The organism is Glutamicibacter sp. NPDC087583 (assembly GCF_044743685.1).
Taxonomy (GTDB): domain Bacteria; phylum Actinomycetota; class Actinomycetes; order Actinomycetales; family Micrococcaceae; genus Glutamicibacter.
Map to the genome: position 1 here is coordinate 394476 of NZ_JBIUWY010000001.1, position 18615 is coordinate 413090.

General features: G+C 62.3%; 17 protein-coding genes. 12 read left to right on the top strand and 5 right to left on the bottom strand.

Annotation, left to right across the window (positions count from 1 at the left end):
* Window positions 1–89: 89 nt before the first annotated feature.
* The 5 genes from ACIOU9_RS01920 to ACIOU9_RS01940 all read left to right on the top strand — a co-directional run bounded on the left by ACIOU9_RS01920 (window position 90) and on the right by ACIOU9_RS01940 (window position 7873).
* Window positions 90–899: an SURF1 family cytochrome oxidase biogenesis protein gene (locus ACIOU9_RS01920; protein ID WP_332594892.1), complete on the top strand. Its 810-nt coding sequence runs from the start codon at window positions 90–92 to the stop codon at window positions 897–899.
* 50 nt (window positions 900–949) lie between these two features.
* Window positions 950–1414: a DUF3817 domain-containing protein gene (locus ACIOU9_RS01925; RefSeq protein ID WP_105657600.1), complete on the top strand. Its 465-nt coding sequence runs from the start codon at window positions 950–952 to the stop codon at window positions 1412–1414.
* 146 nt (window positions 1415–1560) lie between these two features.
* Window positions 1561–3147, top strand: coding sequence for a glutamine-hydrolyzing GMP synthase (gene guaA, locus ACIOU9_RS01930; protein ID WP_105657599.1), 1587 nt, complete (start codon window positions 1561–1563; stop codon window positions 3145–3147).
* Window positions 3148–3332: 185 nt separating this feature from the next.
* Window positions 3333–7556 (top strand): DUF4011 domain-containing protein, encoded by a 4224-nt coding sequence (locus ACIOU9_RS01935; protein WP_402695923.1) that lies wholly within the window; start codon window positions 3333–3335, stop codon window positions 7554–7556.
* Complete coding sequence (locus ACIOU9_RS01940; protein WP_332489169.1) at window positions 7556–7873, top strand: hypothetical protein; 318 nt, start codon at window positions 7556–7558, stop codon at window positions 7871–7873. The genes ACIOU9_RS01935 and ACIOU9_RS01940 overlap by 1 nt, the downstream gene beginning before the upstream one ends.
* A gap of 4 nt (window positions 7874–7877) precedes the next feature.
* On the opposite strand, the gene ACIOU9_RS01945 is transcribed toward ACIOU9_RS01940, so the two are convergent.
* Together ACIOU9_RS01945 and ACIOU9_RS01950 are read right to left on the bottom strand one after the other, a co-directional pair.
* Window positions 7878–8588, bottom strand: coding sequence for an RcpC/CpaB family pilus assembly protein (locus tag ACIOU9_RS01945; RefSeq protein WP_105657596.1), 711 nt, complete (start codon window positions 8586–8588; stop codon window positions 7878–7880).
* A 61-nt stretch (window positions 8589–8649) separates the two neighbouring features.
* Window positions 8650–9264: a 5-formyltetrahydrofolate cyclo-ligase gene (locus tag ACIOU9_RS01950; protein ID WP_133833655.1), complete on the bottom strand. Its 615-nt coding sequence runs from the start codon at window positions 9262–9264 to the stop codon at window positions 8650–8652.
* An 85-nt stretch (window positions 9265–9349) separates the two neighbouring features.
* Between ACIOU9_RS01950 and ACIOU9_RS01955 the strand changes: the two genes are divergently transcribed.
* Both ACIOU9_RS01955 and ACIOU9_RS01960 read left to right on the top strand, forming a co-directional pair.
* On the top strand, window positions 9350–9970 hold the full coding sequence (locus ACIOU9_RS01955) for a GNAT family N-acetyltransferase (protein ID WP_105657594.1): 621 nt from the start codon (window positions 9350–9352) through the stop codon (window positions 9968–9970).
* A 180-nt stretch (window positions 9971–10150) separates the two neighbouring features.
* Window positions 10151–10984 (top strand): hypothetical protein, encoded by an 834-nt coding sequence (locus ACIOU9_RS01960; protein WP_133833656.1) that lies wholly within the window; start codon window positions 10151–10153, stop codon window positions 10982–10984.
* A gap of 68 nt (window positions 10985–11052) precedes the next feature.
* On the opposite strand, the gene ACIOU9_RS01965 is transcribed toward ACIOU9_RS01960, so the two are convergent.
* Complete coding sequence (locus tag ACIOU9_RS01965; RefSeq protein ID WP_105657592.1) at window positions 11053–11559, bottom strand: Lrp/AsnC family transcriptional regulator; 507 nt, start codon at window positions 11557–11559, stop codon at window positions 11053–11055.
* A gap of 112 nt (window positions 11560–11671) precedes the next feature.
* On the opposite strand from ACIOU9_RS01965, the gene ACIOU9_RS01970 reads away from it, so the two are divergent.
* The 4 genes from ACIOU9_RS01970 (at window position 11672) to ACIOU9_RS01985 (ending at window position 15582) form a co-directional block, all read left to right on the top strand.
* Window positions 11672–12142 carry an NUDIX hydrolase gene (locus tag ACIOU9_RS01970; protein ID WP_105657591.1) on the top strand — a complete coding sequence of 157 codons (471 nt, stop codon included), beginning with the start codon at window positions 11672–11674 and terminating at the stop codon, window positions 12140–12142.
* Window positions 12143–12182: 40 nt separating this feature from the next.
* Window positions 12183–13088 carry a glycine betaine ABC transporter substrate-binding protein gene (locus ACIOU9_RS01975; RefSeq protein ID WP_105657590.1) on the top strand — a complete coding sequence of 302 codons (906 nt, stop codon included), beginning with the start codon at window positions 12183–12185 and terminating at the stop codon, window positions 13086–13088.
* 92 nt (window positions 13089–13180) lie between these two features.
* Window positions 13181–14401: a pyridoxal phosphate-dependent aminotransferase gene (locus ACIOU9_RS01980; RefSeq protein WP_105657589.1), complete on the top strand. Its 1221-nt coding sequence runs from the start codon at window positions 13181–13183 to the stop codon at window positions 14399–14401.
* Between the two features lie 317 nt (window positions 14402–14718).
* Window positions 14719–15582, top strand: a complete 864-nt coding sequence (locus tag ACIOU9_RS01985; protein ID WP_105657588.1) for a PPK2 family polyphosphate kinase — start codon at window positions 14719–14721, stop codon at window positions 15580–15582.
* Window positions 15583–15599: 17 nt separating this feature from the next.
* Here the strand turns inward: ACIOU9_RS01985 and ACIOU9_RS01990 are convergent, their stop codons facing one another.
* Both ACIOU9_RS01990 and xseA read right to left on the bottom strand, forming a co-directional pair.
* A complete protein-coding gene (locus tag ACIOU9_RS01990; protein ID WP_402695926.1) occupies window positions 15600–15830 on the bottom strand; it encodes an exodeoxyribonuclease VII small subunit in 231 nt (76 codons plus the stop codon).
* 28 nt (window positions 15831–15858) lie between these two features.
* Window positions 15859–17121 (bottom strand): exodeoxyribonuclease VII large subunit, encoded by a 1263-nt coding sequence (xseA, locus tag ACIOU9_RS01995; RefSeq protein ID WP_105657586.1) that lies wholly within the window; start codon window positions 17119–17121, stop codon window positions 15859–15861.
* A gap of 276 nt (window positions 17122–17397) precedes the next feature.
* Here xseA and ACIOU9_RS02000 point away from each other — a divergent pair, with 276 nt between their 5' ends.
* A complete protein-coding gene (locus tag ACIOU9_RS02000; protein WP_166650720.1) occupies window positions 17398–18591 on the top strand; it encodes an SH3 domain-containing protein in 1194 nt (397 codons plus the stop codon).
* Window positions 18592–18615: the final 24 nt, after the last annotated feature.

Here is an 18615-nt window from a genome sequence, read left to right on the forward strand (position 1 = left end):
TTGGTTCCACCAGCGGAAAATAAGGCAACAGGGCTAATCTCACGCCATCGCATTTCGAGTTCTACGCCAAATAGAAGTACCGTTAGAGTGTGCTTAAAACCGCTCTGAAGCCCAAATGGATCGGCGCCCTTTTTGCCGCGCTAGCTCTCGCCACCGGATTCGTTCTCTTGTCCGGATGGCAGTTCGGCGCCTCCGAAACCGAGCCGCCGGTCAAGATCGACAAGACCGAGAAGCCGGTCGCGCTGATCGAGCATCAGGAAGTCGGCAAGGAACTGCTGGGCATCAAGGCAGACCAGATCGTCACCATGGAGGGCGAATTCGTCCCCGGCACCGATCAGCTGATTGCGCCTCGGCTGAATGGCGATCAGCGCGGTGTCTGGGTCATCACCCAATTCAAGGTCGAGGGTGCGACCCAGGACGCCGGTATTGCGGTGGTACGCGGCTGGCAGCCTGAAGCAACCAAGCCAGCTCCGGCACCTGAAGGTGAACTGGAGATCACCGGGCGCCTGCTGCCTAGCGAAGGCCCGGAATTCCGCGAGGACCTGCGCAGCTCAACGCTGCCAACTCTCGCCTCGGCACAGCTGGCGAACATCTGGGATTCGGTCCTCTTTGAAGGATTCGTCACGGCCCACGAAATCACCACGGCCAAGGGCGAAACCGTAGCGCAGCCGGGCCTGGATATCGTCGACGTCGGTCCGCAGCCCCAGGAAGCGCAGATCAACTGGCTGAACGTTTTCTACGGCCTGGAATGGGTCCTCTTCGCAGGGTTCGCCATCTTCCTCTGGTACCGCATGGTGCGCGATGATTACCAGCGGGATCTTGACGAGATTGCTGAGCTCGCTGCCGAAACACATATCAAGGGCGGCAACGCCACCCAAGCTGGAAACAGCAACGAATAGCATTTCACGCACACCGCACTTCTTACCGAAATCGGAAGGAATCACTAACGATGTCCAGCACCACCCCGGCACCGAAGCCCCGGAAATTCGGCGGCACCCCTAAGCAGATCCGTGCAGCCGCAACCTTCTACAAGGTCTTCGCCTACATCACCGGCGTGATGCTGCTGCTGCTCGTGCTGGAAATGATTTTCAAGTACTTCTGGTCCCTGGAACTCTTCGTGGGTGGCACCTTGGTAGATGGCACCTCCAACGCCGTCGGCATGTACAACCGCGCCGAGGTGGCCGGGGGACTGAACCTCTCGCTGGGCATCCTGATCGCCCACGGCTGGCTATACGTGGTGTACCTCTTTGCCGACTTCCGCCTGTGGACCTTGATGCGCTGGCCATTCATGCGCTTCATTACGATCGCGCTCGGCGGCGTCGTTCCGTTCCTTTCCTTCTGGACCGAAGCCAAGGTGCACGCAGAAGTAGACCGCGAGCTGGCCGCGCATCCAAAGGCCGCCAAGCGCTACTGACACGTGGCCGCATTCATTGCCAAAGGGCAGATCCGTTCATCGAAAATGAACAGATCTGCCCTTTGCCTTTGCCAAAAATCCACTAGGTGACGCTGATGACATCACCTTGGCTGTTTCGCGCGCAGTGAACCGCGTAGACTGTAACGGTGACTACTGCTCCCCTCAATCCAGAACATAAGCCGGTTCTGGTCGTCGACTACGGGGCCCAATACGCGCAGCTTATCGCTCGCCGCGTACGTGAGGCCCGTGTGTACTCGGAGATCGTTCCGCACACCCTGTCCACCGAAGCCATCCTGGCCAAGAACCCTGCAGCGATCATCCTCTCCGGTGGTCCTTCCAGCGTTTATGCCGATGGCGCCCCTTCCGTCGGGGCTGACCTGTTTGAAGCCGGCGTGCCGGTCTTGGGCATCTGCTACGGCTTCCAGGCCATGGCTAACGCCTTGGGCGGTACCGTGGCCGAAACCGGCCTGCGCGAGTACGGCCGCACCGCAACCAACTTTGAGGGCGATGCCCGCTCCATCCTGGCAGGCGCCGCTCAGGCCCCTACCGTCTGGATGAGCCACGGCGACTCCGTCTCCAAGGCCCCAGAAGGCTTCGAAGTGCTGGCCACCACCGCTGGTGCTCCGGTTGCCGCTTTCGCAAATGAAGCAAAGCGCCTGTACGGCGTGCAGTGGCACCCAGAGGTGAAGCACTGCGAGTTCGGCCAGGATGTCCTGGAGAACTTCCTGTACAACGGTGCTGGCCTGAAGGGCGACTGGACCGCTGACAACATTGCTGACGAGCAGATCGAGCGCATCCGCGCCCAGGTCGGCACCGGCAAGGCCATCTGCGGCCTGTCCGGCGGCGTGGACTCCGCTGTTGCAGCTGCCCTGGTGCAGCGCGCCATCGGCGACCAGCTCACCTGCGTGTTCGTCAACCACGGCCTGCTGCGCGAAGGCGAAGCCGAGCAGGTTGAGAAGGACTTCGTAGCTTCCACCGGCGCCAAGCTGTACATTGCCGACGAGCGCGAGCGCTTCCTGACTGCTTTGGACGGTGTCACCGACCCGGAGACCAAGCGCAAGATCATTGGCCGCGAATTCATTCGCGCCTTCGAAGCAGCAGAAGCGGCGATCATCGCCGAGGCCGCTTCCGAGGGCGAGCCAGTGAAGTTCCTGGTCCAGGGCACCTTGTACCCGGACATCGTCGAATCCGGCGGTGGCGAAGGCACCTCGAACATCAAGAGCCACCACAACGTGGGCGGCTTGCCAGAGGACCTGGACTTCGAGCTGGTGGAACCACTGCGCACCCTATTCAAGGACGAGGTCCGTGCAGTGGGCCGCGAGCTCGGCTTGCCTGAGGAAATCGTTGGCCGCCAGCCATTCCCTGGCCCAGGCCTGGGCATCCGCATCATCGGTGCCGTCAACGAAGAGCGCCTGTCCATCCTGCGCAAGGCTGACGCGATCGCTCGCGCCGAGCTGACTGCTGCAGGACTGGATGACGAAGTTTGGCAGATGCCAGTAGTGCTGCTCGCTGACGTACGCTCGGTAGGCGTACAGGGCGATCACCGCACCTACGGCCACCCAATCGTGCTGCGTCCGGTTTCCTCCGAGGATGCCATGACCGCCGACTGGTCGCACCTGCCATACGATCTGCTCTCGAAGATCTCCAACCGCATCACCAACGAGGTAGATGGGGTGAACCGCGTGGTGCTGGACGTTACGTCCAAGCCACCTGGAACCATCGAGTGGGAGTAAATCCCCAAGACTGCTAATTCACTGCGCTTTGGCGGGTGAATGGGAAGCGGATCCGGTACGCCGGTTCCGCTTCCCGCAGTTAAAACGTGTTTCGCGCACCGGTTCTGCACGGTGCGTGCACTACGTTAGAAAGAGGCGTATCTGCACCTGTGGTGCGCCCGAATGTGGTCGGTTCAGTGAAGGGAATGACTGTCGTGACTAGTGGACAGAATGCTGCCGCCGAGCGTGTAGCTGCCTGGGTGAAATCCCTGGGACAGAGTGCCGGGGCGGATACCACCCTGCGATTTGCTCCGTCGACCTCCAATAGCATCGACATAACCCATGCCAATCCATCGGGATTGGCCCAGTTCCTTGCCGGACGGCGTACCCGCCTGTCCACGCTGCTGCACGATGCGGACCAGTACGCCACCGCGCGCCGCACCGCCCGTGCGCTCTCGGCCAAGATTAATGAACTGTGGGAAGAACGCGGCATCGACGTCGGCTACCTGGCCGCCGGTGTCGCCAACTGGCGTGCGGTCCACGATGGCAAGAGCGAGCCTGTCTCGGCTCCCATCATGCTCGGCCGCATCACACTGACCAAGCACGTTGATGCTGACGACTACGACCTGCAGCTGGTCGGCCGCGCCACCGTATCCCCGGCCTTCGTGCGCCAATTCGAAGCCGACCACAACGCCAAGGTCGATGTCGCCGCGGTGGACGCCGAAGCGTACTCCATCGCCCGTTTCGACCCGGTCCGCGGAATGGATGCCCTGCGCCACCAGATGTCCGAGGTTCCCGGCGTAGTGGTAGGCCACCGCCTGCTGCTCTCCACCTTCTCCGAGCTGATGGACCCAGCCGACCCGGCCAAGCTCAACGGATCCCACCCGGTCATCGAGGCGCTAATTCGTCACGACTCCGCGGAAAAGCAGGCTGGGAACAGCCAAAGCAGCAAGACCTCCGAAGCGCTGGCCAACCTGGTCGCTTCCAAGCCGGGCGCTTCCAAAACCGAGGGCTCAAAGCCTGAAGAAGCCAAGGACGAGTCTGCCGCTGAAAAGAAGCAGGACGAAGAGCAGCCTGAAGCGCAGGCCGCCGATGCCAAGGGCCATGAAGCTGCCGGCTCCCGCCTGAGCCGCGTGAAGAACATTCTCAAGGAAACCGCGCGCTCGCGTAAGCAGAGCCTTGCCTCCGAAGAATCTTCTGCCCGCAAGGTCCACACCGGAACCACCACCATTGCCAAGTCTTCTGATGACCGTGATCCTGAAGATGAACTGTTCTTGCTGGACGCGGACGAGTCCCAGTCCAAGATGCTTGACTACATCGCTGCCGGCGAATCGGTGGCCATCAACGCCGCTGCCGGTACCGGTGCTACCCAGACCGCGCTGAACGCAGCCGCGCTGCTGGCCGCCCAGGGCAAGCGCGTACTGGTGGTTGCGGAACAGCGTTCTGCCGCCGAAGAATTCGTGACCCGCTTCAACGAGCACCTGGATGCAGGCAGCATGCTGCTGGAACCCAACGAGGATCCAGAAGCGCTGCGCGCGATGATGACCAAGGCGATTCTGCGCAACGAACGCGCTGCCGAACCGCAGCTGGGCTCCATGTTCAAGCGCCTGCGCGAATCCCGCCACGCACTGCACGAGCACGTGAAGTCGCTGCACTCGGTGCGCAGCCGTTGGGGTTGCTCGCCATACCAGGCAATGCAGGAGCTGGCACGTCTCTCCGCACTGGAACCAGCGCCATCCACCACCGTGCGCCTGAAGCGTTCGGTGCTGGACTCCATGGGCCAGCGCGGACATGTTGCCGCGCAGCTCAAGCGCGCAGCACAGCTTGGCGCTTTCTCCAAGATGCACACCACCAGCCCATGGCATGGTGCACCGCTGCGTAACACCGAGGCCACCGAAAAGGCCTTGAACCTGGCCAGCGGGCTGGGCCGCGACCTGCCCATCCTGCATGAGCACATGCTGCAGATCGCCGAGCGTTCGCAGATCCGCCTGGAAGAAAGCTACGACAAGTGGGGAGACCAGCTGCAGTTGCTGGTCTCCGTCCGCGGATCGCTGGACAAGTTCGAGGCCGACATCTTCGAGGGCGACATCGATGATTTGATCGCCGCTACCGCAACCAGCGCATGGCGCCGCGAGCACGGCGTGGAGATGGGCTCCATTGTCCGTTCCCGGCTGCGCAAGATTGCCAAGGAATACGTCCGCCCGGGCATGCACGTAGCTGACCTGCAGTCCGCTCTGCAGGCGGTGGCGGTCCAGCGCGATGCCTGGCGAGCCATTGCCACCAGCCAGCGCAACCCGCAGGTCCCAGGCGGCCTGCTGGATGTTGAAGCCGGATACCACGACGCCGGTGCCCGCATCGACAAGCTGGCCGAAATGCTGCCGTCCTCCCTGGGCTCGCGCCTGCGCGAAATGCCCATCAAGGAGCTGCTCTCGGTGATTGCAGCGCTGGTCGAGCGCCGCGAGGACCTGGGCGAGCTGCCCGAGCGCACGTTGATCTCCGAGCAGCTGGCCGAAGCCGGGCTGGGCGACCTGCTTGATGACTTCGCCGAACGCGAGATCGACGCCGACCAGGTAGACAGCGAATTGGAGCTTGCCTGGTGGCAGTCCGTGCTGGATGCCATGATCTCCGGTGACGACTTCCTGGCCATGAATGATGGCTCCAAGCTGGAGAAGATCGAGGCTGACTACCGTCTGGCTGACGGCGCGCACATCGCTGCCGGCCCGCAGCGCATCCGCTGGGCGCTGACTCGCAACTGGAAGGCAGCGCTGGCTGACCACCGAGCCGGTTCCCGCGCGCTGCGCGAGATGCTCAAGGGCGGAACCCCGAGCATTGCCGGGCTGCTGGATCTTGGAGCACCGCTGGCCAATTCTCTGACCCCGGTCATCGTCTCGGCTCCGCTGCTGCTGGGCAGCGCCCTGCCGGAGGACACGAAGTTCGATGCGGTCATCCTGCTGGAAGCCAACTACCTCACCCTGCGTGAAGTCCTGGATGCGATCCGCCGCTCCGGCCAGGTCATTGCCATTGGCGATGAAATGCTGGGCGGTCCGAAGCGCTTCGAGGTCTCCGTAGACCCGACCGCACGAGTTCGCGAGCAGAGCGTGGAACGTTCCGCGCTGGAAGCCCTGAACAAGGTCCTGGTGACCGGTTCGCTGTCCACCGTGTACCGCGGCATTGACGAAGGCCTGGTGGAACAGCTGTCCGCCACCTACTACGATTCGGCGCTCTCGCGCCTGCCAATGGCGGTGAACCTCACCGGCGACTCCTCGCTGCTGCGCGGCGAATACGTGCCAGATGCCACCGGCTCGCTGTCCAGCAGCGAAGACGGTGTGCAGACCACCGCAGCAGAAGTGGCGCGCGTGGTAGATCTGGTCTTCGCCCACTTCAAGAACCACGGGGGCGAATCGCTGGCAGTCATTGCCTCGAACCGCAGCCATGCCTCGGCCATCGCCGAAGCGATCCGTGTCCAGCTGCCAAACCACAAGTACGCGATGGAGCACCTGCGCTCCAAGCGCGAACCATTCGTGGTGACCACCATGGACCGACTGATCGGCCTGCGCCGGGACTCGGTCATCTTCGCCTGGGGCTACGGACGTACTCCGCACGGCAAGACCCTGCACGAATTCGGTGCACTGTCCCGCGAGGGCGGCGAACAGCTGTTCGTCGCCGCCATGACCCGATCGCGGACCCGCATGACCTTGGTGTCCAGCCTGTTGCCCGAAGACGTGGACCTGAACCGCGTCTACCGTGGTGCCCGCCAGTTCTTCGAACTGTTCGGACGCGTGCAGGCAGGGGATTCCGGAGTCAGCTCGATGCGCAATCCGCGCTTCGATCCATTGGTCTCCGATCTGGCCCGCCGCCTGCGCGAAAGCGGTGCCATCGTTTCCGAGGACTACCGCGGTGTGCTGGACCTGTCGGCTCACGCCTACGACTCTGCGCACAGCGGCATCCGCCCATTGGCTGTGGTCTACGACGGCACCGAGCACTATGCCGGACTGACCGTGCGTGAACGCAGCCGACTGCGCCCGGAATTCTTCGAGAAGCACGGCTGGCGCTATGTTCCGCTGTGGACCATTGACGTCTTCACCGATCCGGGTGCTGTCACCGATCGCCTGGCCCATGCACTGGGATTGAAAAAGCCTGCGGCCCCAGCCCAGGCTTCGACCCGTACCGGTGTGGCCGCCGCTCGGCCGGTGTCGGCCCGTGAAGTCACCACCGAGGCGGAAACGCCGAAGGAAAAGTCCAATCTGCTCAAGTCGGCCAAGGCACGACTGGAACCAAAGGCCGAGACCAAGCAGGAAGCGCCAGCTGCTGAAAGCGGTGCCAAAGCTGAAGCTGCCCAAGCTCCTGCAAAGGACAGCGCGGATAAGCCACTGACTCCAGCCCCTGTCCCGGCTACCAGCAAGAACGAGGATCCGGAGCCAAAGAAGTAATGACTTCTGAGCAAGAACCAACGCGCGGCCGCCGCAAGCGGCCGCGCGTTGTCGCACCCCCACAGCATCTGACTGCTCGCGTTGAACTCACCGGCAGCTACGCGCCAGTGCCGCATTCAGACTCCGTGAACCGGGCACTAGCCGGCCACCAGCCCGCCGAGACTTCTGCTGCGGCGACGGCGTCCCGCACCAAACAGCCGGCCGCCGATCCGCTGTCCGAGTTGCTGGCCAAAGACCAGGACCCGAGAAACTGGGGCGACGCCAAGGAAGACCTGGCTGAAATGATGAAGCGCGAGAAGCCGCCGCACTGGGGCTGATTTCCTAATTCACCAAGACGGCTGAAACCTTGCCGCGCGATACTGCCCCGGCCAGATCATCCGAGAGGCTGCTGGCCGCCGCGACCACCACAATTCCTTCACCGGTCGGAGCCGCGCCGCTGAGCATGCCGAATTCGGAGCTGCTGGCATTATCCGGAACCCAGAGCACCGGCACCGCCTTGGCGATGGTCTGCGAGCTGATGTCCTTTTCAAAGCCATCTCCGGTGGTCAATACGATATCCACCAGTTGCCCTGGATGGAGCAGCGTCACGGTGGCAGGATCGCTCAAGCGCAAGGGAACGGCCACGGTGCCTTCCGGCGAACCGGTCAAAAGTTGCGGCCCCACCAAGGAATAGTTGCGCAGCACCGTTCCGGCAGTCAGTGCCACGGCTGCCCGTTGCCCCGAGATGGCATCGATGCTTTCAAAGACTTCGGCATCTTCCGGGGCAAGCCGCACCGTTTGCACCGTCAGCTGGTTGGCGGATATGCGGGACCCGGCAGGAATGTCGCTCAGCGCCACCACGACCTCGCGCTGCGCTAATTGCCCGGAGGAAAACACATTGAGCACGCCCGCCAAGGCTAGCAGCGCGCAGGCGATGGCCAAAGGCTTCCGGTAGCGGCGCAACAACTCATTGCGGTTGCGCACGGGACGGATCTTCGGCTTGGGAATCACCGGGGGCCGGGAGGCAGCATGCGGTCTGGAGAAGAAGCTCATAACCCCATGCAACCTTCAGGTCCAGCGGCCCACTGCGAGCTGCCCGCGAGCTGTGGGTAAATCAGATGATTTGATGCACCTGCTGCGGAGTGAACACCAAGTCCACGGGTTGGTCATGCTCATCGATCTGGAAGGAACCGGCCGGAACATACTCGTGCTCATAAATCACGGCCGCCACACGGACCGGCGCATCGTCGATCAAGGGCAGGAAGCGATCGTAGTAGCCACCGCCTTGGCCTAAACGCAGCCCGTTCGAATCGATGGACAGCGCAGGCATGATCAGCGTATTGATCTCGTCAAAGAGCTCTGTGCCCATCCGCTTGCCCACCGGCTCCATCACCGGGGCCAAGGTACTTGGCTGGAATTCCATGCCGGGGGAGTACTCAACCCACGAGAGCGCGTACTCCGGTTCGCACACCGGCAGGTAGACTTCAATGCCTTCCTTGGCCAAAGCATCCAAGAGCGCCTCGGTGGACGGTTCATCCGGACCCGAGCAATAGGCCGCGACCTTCTGGACGACACCGGTGCTCTGGCTCAGATAGCCAATCACCGTGTGAGCCAGATCCAGGCCGAATTGCTCACGCTTGCTCGGATCAAGTGCCCTGCGCCAAGTGCGCACAGCGGCACGCGCGGCCTTCTTGCCGGCGCCAGAATTCAGATCAGCGGTGGGATTCATGCCTACAGCTTACGTGCAAGAAACGAAACGCTGCCTGTTAGCGCTGTTGCCAGCTGCAAGCATGACGAAGTAATACGATGTGCACATGTTCTTCTCTCGTCGAGCAAAGCGCCTGGTTCCGGATCTGGCCTCGGAACGGCTGTTGTTGCGCCAACTGACTGCCAGTGACGAAGCCGAGTGGATCAATCTGCGCTACGCCAATTCCAAATGGCTCAAGCCATGGGATCCCACCAGTCCCTTGGGCCCGCCAGAAGCCATGACTTTTCGCGAGATGCTCAGGGCCAAGGATGAATCAGCAGTTGACGGCAGCGGATTCACCTGGGCCTTGGCTCTTCCCCAGCTGCACAAGGGGCGCCCGCCATTAATCGGGCAGGTTTCCGTGGCGTCGGTGCAATATGGTGCCGCGCGCACAGCGTCCATCGGCTACTGGCTGGATCGCAACCATGCCGGCTTCGGCCTGATGCCCGAAGCCTGCGCCTTGGTCATAGACCATTGCTTCGAGCAACTGCAGCTGCACCGCCTGGAAATCAACATCCGTCCGGAGAATTCGGCCAGCCTGCGGGTGGTGGACAAGCTCGGGTTCCGCGATGAAGGGCTGCGCAAAGGCTATCTGCACATCGATGGGCAGTGGCGGGATCACCGCACCTTTGCGTTGACCCGTGAAGAGGTGGAAACGACGCTGCTCGAACGCATCTACGAATACTGAGGCGGATTTCGTGCTATTTCGTTCAATCGAGCTCTGATATGAGAGAACTGCATTGAAAACATGCAGACACGCCAAGGGATGTGCATGAGCGCGCACCCAAGGTTGCATAGTGTTGATTCGAAGGAACCATATTTAGTTCCACGAGGATTTGACCGACTCAATCGGTGATGGAGGACCCACATGGCTGGCACGTCACAGAGCGCTTCGCAGGAAAGTGCTGCGACCAAACTCAAGATTCGTGTGCGCTATGGCCGGTTGTCCGTCGCGCTCGTCGGTGCCTTGGCAGTCCTCGCGACCGTCTTCGGTCTCATTCTGGCTCCTTTCACTGCTCTGACCTTCGGCACCGTAGGCCTGTTCGCGCTGATTGCTGTAGCATCCTTCGCCACCCTGCGCGGGCTGGCTGTCCGCGACCGCAACCGCAAGCTGCTCGAGCACCTCGAAGCCACCCGGCAGCAGGCGCTGCGGACTCCCGCTTTTGACGACGCGGCTAACCAGGTCATCTCGCGCAAGCATGATGATGACGAGGTCTTCGACGCTCGCCCGGGTTCGTCCCGCCGCGCTCCAGCGATTACCGCTGAAGAGCTGCGCGCCGAAGCGCTGCGAGTGGCCCACGGCTATGGCGGTGTAAAGCAGCCAGGTACTTGGGAACCAACGCACGTGCCCAAGCCAACTTACGTGGAAGCCAGCGAGCGCATCGCCAAGACCGCGGAGCTGGCAGCTGAACAGGGTGCCAAGCGGACCCACAAGGCAGCACTGCCGGTGGAAGAACCGCTGCGTCCGAGCAAACAGATCAGCCTGAAGGCATCGGAAGATGCAAAGCGCCTGGCCATCGAAGTTTCGGCCGAAGAGCGCGCAGCGGTCGCTTCGGTAGTTGCCAAGCGTACCGAGAGCGCACCAGCTGCCAAGGAAACCGTTGCAGCGCCATCCCCCGCACCGGAAGCCGCACCCGTGGCTGCCGCGGGTACCAAGCCTCGCCTGAACCTGGACGCGGTCATGCAGCGCCGCCGCGCATAAGCATTCCAAGCACAAAGACTTGTGGCCCGGACCTCGCGAGGTCCGGGCCACAAGTCGCTTAAGCGCTGCTAGCTGATCATGTCGTCGAATGGCAGCGGGCCGCGGTTGCCGCGGTGGTGCGCGAAGACCAAGGTGGTTTCGGTATGGCCCACCGACTCGTCGGTGGCGAGGTTGTCCAGCACCCAGTCACGCAGTGCATCGGTGGAACCGACCGCGATATGCAGCAGGTAATCGGTGCCGCCGGAAACATGGAACATGGACAGCACCTCGGGCAGCTGCGGGATGCGTGCCACGAAAGCGTCAATCTTCTCGCGGTCGTGGGCGCGCAGCTTGACCGAGATCAGTGCCTGCACGGTACGGCCTACAGCGCCCAGCGATACCTCGGCGTGGTAGCCGGTGAGGATGCCGCGCTCGACCAGCGAACGGGTGCGCAACAGTGCGGTGGATGGAGCGATGCCCGCACGCTGTGCGAGGGTCGCATTGGAGATACGTGCATTAGCGACCAATTCGTCGATGATGATTCGATCGATTTCGTCCAGATCGACGTTTGATGAAAGCTCTGATTGCTGGGCCATAAGAATATTTCATCATATTCGCGAGATATCAGTGGGATCTTTGGCAGAAAAATCAGTGTATGCCGTCCGCGTACGAGTAAATAATCGGTGAACAAACGGATATATTGGGGATATGACACGTCGTTCTGAGCACACCGGTGAATCCTTTGATACCAGGCTGGCGGCCTATTGCTTGGTGGAACACGAAGGAAAGGTACTGCTTACGCTCTGGGATATGCGTCATCGCGATCCACGCTTCACCCCGCGCTGGTCCCTTCCCGGCGGCGGCATCGACTTGGGGGAGCCTATCGAAGAAGGCGCGCGCCGTGAAGTCTATGAAGAGACCGGCTACGCGGTGGGCGAGCTGGGGCTCCTGGATGTCAGCACGGGAGTTATTCCCGGTTCCAAGCGCTACTCGGGCGAAGGCCATGCCATGCAAACGGTGGCGGTCACCTATCGGGCCAAACTGACCGGTGGAGAACTGCGCCACGAAGTCAACGGTTCTACCAGCCAGGCCGCCTGGTTTACCCGCGAGGAGATTGCCAAGCTGAACTGCATTGAACGCGTTGAGAGCATCTTGCGACTGACCGCACCCGGCAAGTAGCGACGGATCGCCGCTGGCCTGCCCTAGAATCAATAGGGACATGAACTTGCGAAATACCATCACCGTTGGCGCACTCAGCGCAACCCTGCTGCTAACCCTGTCTGCTTGCACCGAAGAGGCAACGCCGACGGCCGAGCCAAGCAAGGCCATCACCTTGCAGATTGCTGCCGGTTCTCAACCTGCAGACCAGGCCTTGGTCCATGTCTATGCCAATGCGCTGAAAGCCGAAGGCTATAAGGTGTCGTTGAACAAGCCCAGTGCTGATCCTTACCAGCAGGTGGTCGACGGAAAAGCCGATTTGGCGGTGGACCAAGCGGCCAAGGCGCTGCCCCTGGTTGCTGACCCGGCGGCCATCACTGGTGAAGATCAATTGCTGAGCGTCGAGGAATCCAAGAACCTGCGCAGCGCCATCAATGACGCTGAGGGGGAGCTCTCTGCCTTGGAACTCAGCCCAGCTGATGCGGGAAAGGTCTTGGTCATGAGCCAGGCCCAGGCAACCTTGCACAAGGTCGATTCGGTGGAAACCCTGATTGCGGCTTGCACAGATCTGACGATCATTAGCGATGAAGCCAACGCCGCATCCTTGAAGGCATCATTGGAGGACGCTGGCTGCGGGAAGCCGAAGGTCGTGGCTGAGGAGCCGGCGAAACTGGCCAGCAAGCTGCGTGCCTCGGTGGACAGCGCAGTGGCGCTCGGGTCGGGAGATGCCGTCATGTCAGATGAAGGCTTCTACAGTATTCCGGGAAGCGCCGCCTTCTTCAACGCCGAGCAGTACATGGTGCTGGCCAACGGCGACGTGGATGACAAGGCCCGGGCAGAACTGGACAAGGTCACCGGCGAATTCTCGCAGCAGTCCCTCGTGGACCTGAACCGGATGGTCAGCCAGGCCGACGGACTGAGCCCAGAGCAAGCGGCCACCCGTTGGGAATGGATCATCGAAGAGTAGGCCCCAGCCAGCTCTCCCAGGATTTCGACCGCTGACCATAGCGGTCGAGTAACAAGGTGTGTCGATCGCACCTGACGTGAGAAAGTGTAACCATGGCAGAATTCAAACAATCAACGAAACTGCACAACGTCCTCTACGACATCCGCGGCCCGCTGCTTGAGCACGCCACGCGCATGGAGTCCGAAGGACATCGCATCCTGAAGCTGAACATCGGCAATCCCGCGCCGTTCGGCTTCGAGGCGCCCGACGCGGTGCTCGTTGACATGATTCGCAACCTGCCTAACGCCCAAGGATACTCCGACTCCCGCGGCATTCTCTCGGCACGTACCGCCGTCTCGCAGTACTACCAGACCCGTGGCATCCAGACCATTGGCGTGGATGACGTCTACCTGGGCAACGGTGTCTCCGAGCTGATTACCCTCTCGTTGAATGCGCTGCTGAATAACGGCGACGAGATCCTGATTCCCGCCCCTGACTACCCGCTGTGGACCGCTTCGGTTTCGCTGGCTGGCGGCACCCCGGTGCATTACATGAATACCGAGGAAGAGGGCTGGCTTCCTGATCTTCAGGACATGGAAGCGAAGATCACCGATCGCACCAAGGGCATCGTGATCATCAACCCCAATAACCCGACCGGTGCGGTGTACCCCAAGGAAACCCTGGAGGGAATCCTCGAGCTGGCGCGCAAGCACAACCTGATTGTGTTCTCGGACGAGATCTACGAAAAGATCCTCTACGAAGACGCCGTGCATATCAACACCGCTTCGTTGGCAGATGACGTGCTGATACTGACCTTCTCCGGCCTGTCCAAGGCCTACCGCGTGTGCGGCTTCCGTGCTGGGTGGATGGCCATTTCCGGTCCCAAGCACCAGGCCGGCGACTACATCGAGGGCATCAACCTGCTGACCAACATGCGCCTGTGCGCCAATGTGCCGGCGCAGCACGCAATCCAGACCGCCTTGGGCGGGTACCAGTCGATCAATGACTTGATCCTGCCTGGCGGACGGCTGCTTGAACAGCGCGATGCGGCCTACAACCTGCTCAGCGCGATTCCTGGCGTGAGCGTCCAGAAGGCCAAGGGCGCGCTCTACATGTTCCCGAAGCTGGATCCCGAGGTCTACCCGATCCACAACGATGAGACCTTCGCCCTTGAGCTGCTCAAGGCGCAGAAGATCCTGATCTCCCAGGGCACTGCCTTCAACTGGATCCGTCCGGACCACTTCCGTTTGGTCACCTTGCCCAACGTGCGCGACCTGACTGATGCGGTTGGACGCATCGGACAGTTCCTGGAGGACTGGCGCGCTCGCGCATAGGCTGCCCGGATGCGGAACCGGCCCAGAATCACCCACGTGATTCTGGGCCGGTTGTGCGTTAACGCGGCCACCGGGGAATGCGGTCCCGGGAACTTCAGGGGTATCGCCTGCCAGCGACTGCGACCGGAGAATTTGGTATCCTGAGGATTTGGCGTATCGGCCCGTTGCCGGCGCTTTCGCGAGGCTTAGCGATCCTGTGCATCGAGCCGTGATGGGTGCTTCGCCGTTGACGAATACCGCTTCTCACGGCGCCTGCAGTGGCAGTAGGCTGGCAACAACGAATCGCATCACTTCGACACACGCGTGAGGACTTAATGATGAGCGCCTATCCTGCCAACCTGTTAGAAGCGCTACGTGCAGAACCGGGCGTGAAGCTTTCAGAGCGCGCAACCAAGGATGCTGATTGGTGGCCCGGGGACGCCCCGCAGGATAAGAAGGCCGCCGAGAAGCGCATGGTGCAGCTGGCTGAACTGCTCTCGGATCTGCAAGAGAGGCTCTTCGCCGCCTCGGTAGCTGGCGGACAAGGCCCAGCAGTCCTGCTCATTTTGCAGGGAATGGATACGTCCGGCAAGGGAGGGACTGTTCGCCACGTCCTTGGCATGCTGGATCCGCAGGGCGTCAAGCACCATGCCTTCAAGGCGCCAACCGAGGAAGAAGCAGCCCATGACTTCCTCTGGCGCATCACCAGGCAATTGCCCGCCGGGGGACTAGTGGGAGTCTTTGACCGTTCCCACTATGAAGACGTTCTGGTGGCCAAAGTGAAGGGCTTCGCCACCCCGGATGCGGTCGAGTCCCGCTACGGGAAAATAGTCGACTTCGAGAAGCAGCTGATCGAGCAGGGCATCCACCCGATCAAGGTGATGCTGCATATCAGCCGAGAAGAACAATTCGAGCGCCTCTCGGCACGCCTGGAACGTGCCGACAAGCATTGGAAGTATTCGCCGGGCGATGTCGATGATCGCCTGCTGTGGGATGACTTCCAGTCCGCCTACGAGGTGGCGATTAACCGCACCGATAACCAGGGCGCACCATGGCATATCGTTCCCGCTGACCAGAAGTGGAAGGCCCGCTTGTGCGTCGCTGAGCTGCTGCTGGCTACCCTGGAGCGTGTCGCTCCGGACTGGCCCGTTGCCACCTTCGATGTGGAGCAGGAGAAGGCCCGGCTGGCGGCCGCGAAGTAGGTCCGGGTGAGGACAGGCTATTCGCCGGCGGCCTGCTCGTGCTTGGCGCGAGCCTGCTCCAGACGCTGAGAGACACCGTTGAGCCAGTTCTCGCAGTGGGCTGCCAGTGCTTCGCCACGCTCCCACAATGCCAGCGAGGCTTCCAGCGCAACTCCGCCGGTCTCGAGCTGGTTGACCACGGTCAGCAGTTCTTCGCGAGCCTGCTCGTAGGAAAGCTTGGCAATGTCTTCAGGGATTTGTGCAGTCATGATTACTCCAAATTGGTATTCGTGGTGATTAGCTTGCGTTGTCGCCGGCAGGGAGGGATTCAAGGGTTCGTGCAACCAGCTGCCCGGAAGCCACCCGGATGAGCACCTTGCTGTCTGCTGGCGCCTGGGCTGCCTCGCGCACGATGCTTCCGTCCTCCAGCTGGGTGACCGAATAACCGCGGTCCAGGGTCTGCTGCGGGGACAGGGCACGCATCTGGTTCTTCAGATGGTTGATCTCGTCGTTGGCGCGCATCACGCGGTGGCGCAGCAGATCCGTCGAGCGCTGCTTCCAGCGCTCCAGGTCTTCGGCACGGGAGGTGACCATCACCTGCGGGTTGGCCAGCACCGGGCGTTCGCGCACCGAGGCCAGCAGCTGGGCTTCGCGCTGGAGAAGATTGTTGATGGAACGGTCCAAGCGATTGCGGGCGATTTCCAAGCCGGCGAATTCTTCTTGCAGATCCGGGACAATGCGCTTGGCTGCATCGGTGGGGGTCGACGCGCGAAGATCGGCCACATCGTCCAGGATCGGGCGGTCCGCTTCGTGGCCGATGGCCGAAACCACCGGCGTCTGGGCGGCGAAGACCGCACGCACCAGATCCTCATTGGAGAAGGGCAAGAGGTCTTCCAGGGCCCCGCCGCCACGGGCGATGACGATGACATCGATGTCCGGGTCCGCATCCAGCTGCTGCAGGGCTGCGATGACCTGGTTGGCGGCATCCATTCCCTGCACGGCGGTATTGATGACCTTGAACTGCACCGATGGCCAGCGCAGGCTGGCATTGCGCAGCACGTCCTTCTCCGCATCCGAATCACGCCCGGTAATCAGGCCGATGCGGTGGGGAAGAACCGGCAGCGGGCGCTTGTGCTCAGGGGAGAAGAGGCCTTCTGCTCCCAGCGCCTGGCGCAATCGTTCCAGGCGCACCAGCAGCTCGCCCAAGCCAACTGGGCGCAGGTCCGTGGCATTCAAGGAAAGCCGGCCGGTCTTGGCGTAGAAGCTCGGTTTCACCTGGGCCACCACGCGGGAGCCCACCTGCGGGGTGGCATCCAGCTTGCGCATCGTCGAGGCCCAAATGGTCACCGAGAAAGAGAAGTCCGCATCGACATCGCGCAGGGTGAGGTAGGCGTGGCCGTTGCGCACATTGGCTTCCAGCAACTGGCCTTCAACCCAAACCACCGGAGAGTTCTCGATATGGATTTTCAGCTTCTCCGAGAGCAGCCGCAGCGGCCAAGGATTGTCCGCGGTGGTCTGCCCGGCGGTCGCCGGCAAACTGGCGGGGGCTTGGGGATCCATCGGTGCCGCTCCTTGGAAAGTCGAATCTCTGGTGCATCTGTGAGACTACCGCATGGCACCGACGGCTGGCCGGATCCCCGGGGGCTGGGGCTAGGCCGCGGCAGGTGGAGCGCAGGTATCGCAATGGGCGATTTTCATACCCGATTGGCCCCGCAAGACCCGGGGAAACGGGGTTTTCCAACGATTGGGACAAGCCTGCCTGCGGGCATTGCGAGGGGCAATGTGCGGGTGGACACTATTGAGCATTGGGGAAGCACTCGAGAAGGATGCAGGGCCATGCGTGGGGCATTGGGGAATAAGAATATTGCGCGTTCGGGGTGGACTTGGGTGGCAGCGCTCAGCTTGCTGGCCGGTTCCATTCCGCTCTCCGCCGCGGCCTCGATGCCCGCGCTGGCGGCTGCGGCAGTGCCGGCCGCAACGGTGCACGTTGCCAGTGCCATATCCATCGACTTGCCGGTCCGGGTGCGCACCACGGCGGATCTGAATATGCGCACCGGCGCCTCGACCAGTTACCGGATCCTGGTGCAGATACCCACGGGGACCTCGGTTCCGGTATCCGGGCGTGCCTCCAACGGCTGGTACAAGGTCAGCTACAACGGGTACACCGGGTACGTCAGCGGCTACTACGTGGTCGCCGCTTCGGTGCGCACGCTCGATGACCTGAATCTGCGCACCGGCACATCCACCAGCTACCGGGTCCTGCTGAGCATCCCGAAAGGGAAGACGGTGCCCGCCTACGCCCGCGCCTCCAACGGATGGTACAAGGCCAGTTACGGAGGGTACACCGGCTGGGTCAGCGGCAGCTACGTGACCACCTATCCGAAGCCGCCCTCCGCACCGCAGTCCACCGGTCCCAACCGGACATCGAGGGTGGTGCTCACCTTCGATGACTGCCCGCGCACGCTGAGCGCCTTCACCTCGGTGATGGATTACGCCGCCAGCAGCAACATCGGCCTGGTGATCGCTCCCACCGGCGATTGCCTCGGCTCGTTCAAGTCGCGCTACGGCGTGGACCTGGCCGCGCTGGCCCGGGCCAAGGGCCAATGGGTGATCAACCATTCGATCAGCCACCCGGATCTGCGCCCGCTGTCCTGCCAGCAGGCCGGTGCGCAACTGGGCGGCTCCGGAGTGCACACGAATTTCGGGCGCCCGCCTTTCGGAGCCATCGACGCTTCGGTGCGTTGCGGCTACGACAGCCGCGGGATGGCCATCTGGACCTGGTCCCGCGACACCCGCGACTGGGACGTGAAATCCAAGTCGATCACCATCTCGCGGGCCTCGGCCGCGGTGCCCGGGGACACCGTGCTGATGCACATGCAGTGGTATGGCTTCTCGCCCGATGCGCTGCGCCAGATCAAGGCGAACCTCGGCGCCCGCTCGGTGGGCGTGTGCCGGGCCTACCGCGGGTCCGATGGCACCGGCGCGGTGGTGCGCACCCCGGTGCTGCTGCCCAGTTCGCTGCCCTGCTGAACCGGCATGCGCCCTTCGGAGGCA

Bases quoted from the DNA above. Each gene is read 5' to 3' on its own strand.
- ACIOU9_RS01945 (WP_105657596.1), bottom strand. From the start codon at position 8,588: ATGAGCTTCTTCTCCAGACCGCATGCTGCCTCCCGGCCCCCGGTGATT.
- ACIOU9_RS01990 (WP_402695926.1), bottom strand. From the start codon at position 15,830: ATGACTGCACAAATCCCTGAAGACATTGCCAAGCTTTCCTACGAGCAG.
- ACIOU9_RS01940 (WP_332489169.1), top strand. From the start codon at position 7,556: ATGACTTCTGAGCAAGAACCAACGCGCGGCCGCCGCAAGCGGCCGCGC.
- ACIOU9_RS01960 (WP_133833656.1), top strand. From the start codon at position 10,151: ATGGCTGGCACGTCACAGAGCGCTTCGCAGGAAAGTGCTGCGACCAAA.
- ACIOU9_RS01950 (WP_133833655.1), bottom strand. From the start codon at position 9,264: ATGAATCCCACCGCTGATCTGAATTCTGGCGCCGGCAAGAAGGCCGCG.
- ACIOU9_RS01965 (WP_105657592.1), bottom strand. From the start codon at position 11,559: ATGGCCCAGCAATCAGAGCTTTCATCAAACGTCGATCTGGACGAAATC.
- ACIOU9_RS01970 (WP_105657591.1), top strand. From the start codon at position 11,672: ATGACACGTCGTTCTGAGCACACCGGTGAATCCTTTGATACCAGGCTG.
- ACIOU9_RS01935 (WP_402695923.1), top strand. From the start codon at position 3,333: ATGACTGTCGTGACTAGTGGACAGAATGCTGCCGCCGAGCGTGTAGCT.
- ACIOU9_RS01980 (WP_105657589.1), top strand. From the start codon at position 13,181: ATGGCAGAATTCAAACAATCAACGAAACTGCACAACGTCCTCTACGAC.
- ACIOU9_RS01925 (WP_105657600.1), top strand. From the start codon at position 950: ATGTCCAGCACCACCCCGGCACCGAAGCCCCGGAAATTCGGCGGCACC.
- ACIOU9_RS02000 (WP_166650720.1), top strand. From the start codon at position 17,398: ATGCGTGGGGCATTGGGGAATAAGAATATTGCGCGTTCGGGGTGGACT.
- ACIOU9_RS01975 (WP_105657590.1), top strand. From the start codon at position 12,183: ATGAACTTGCGAAATACCATCACCGTTGGCGCACTCAGCGCAACCCTG.
- xseA (WP_105657586.1), bottom strand. From the start codon at position 17,121: ATGGATCCCCAAGCCCCCGCCAGTTTGCCGGCGACCGCCGGGCAGACC.
- ACIOU9_RS01985 (WP_105657588.1), top strand. From the start codon at position 14,719: ATGAGCGCCTATCCTGCCAACCTGTTAGAAGCGCTACGTGCAGAACCG.
- ACIOU9_RS01955 (WP_105657594.1), top strand. From the start codon at position 9,350: ATGTTCTTCTCTCGTCGAGCAAAGCGCCTGGTTCCGGATCTGGCCTCG.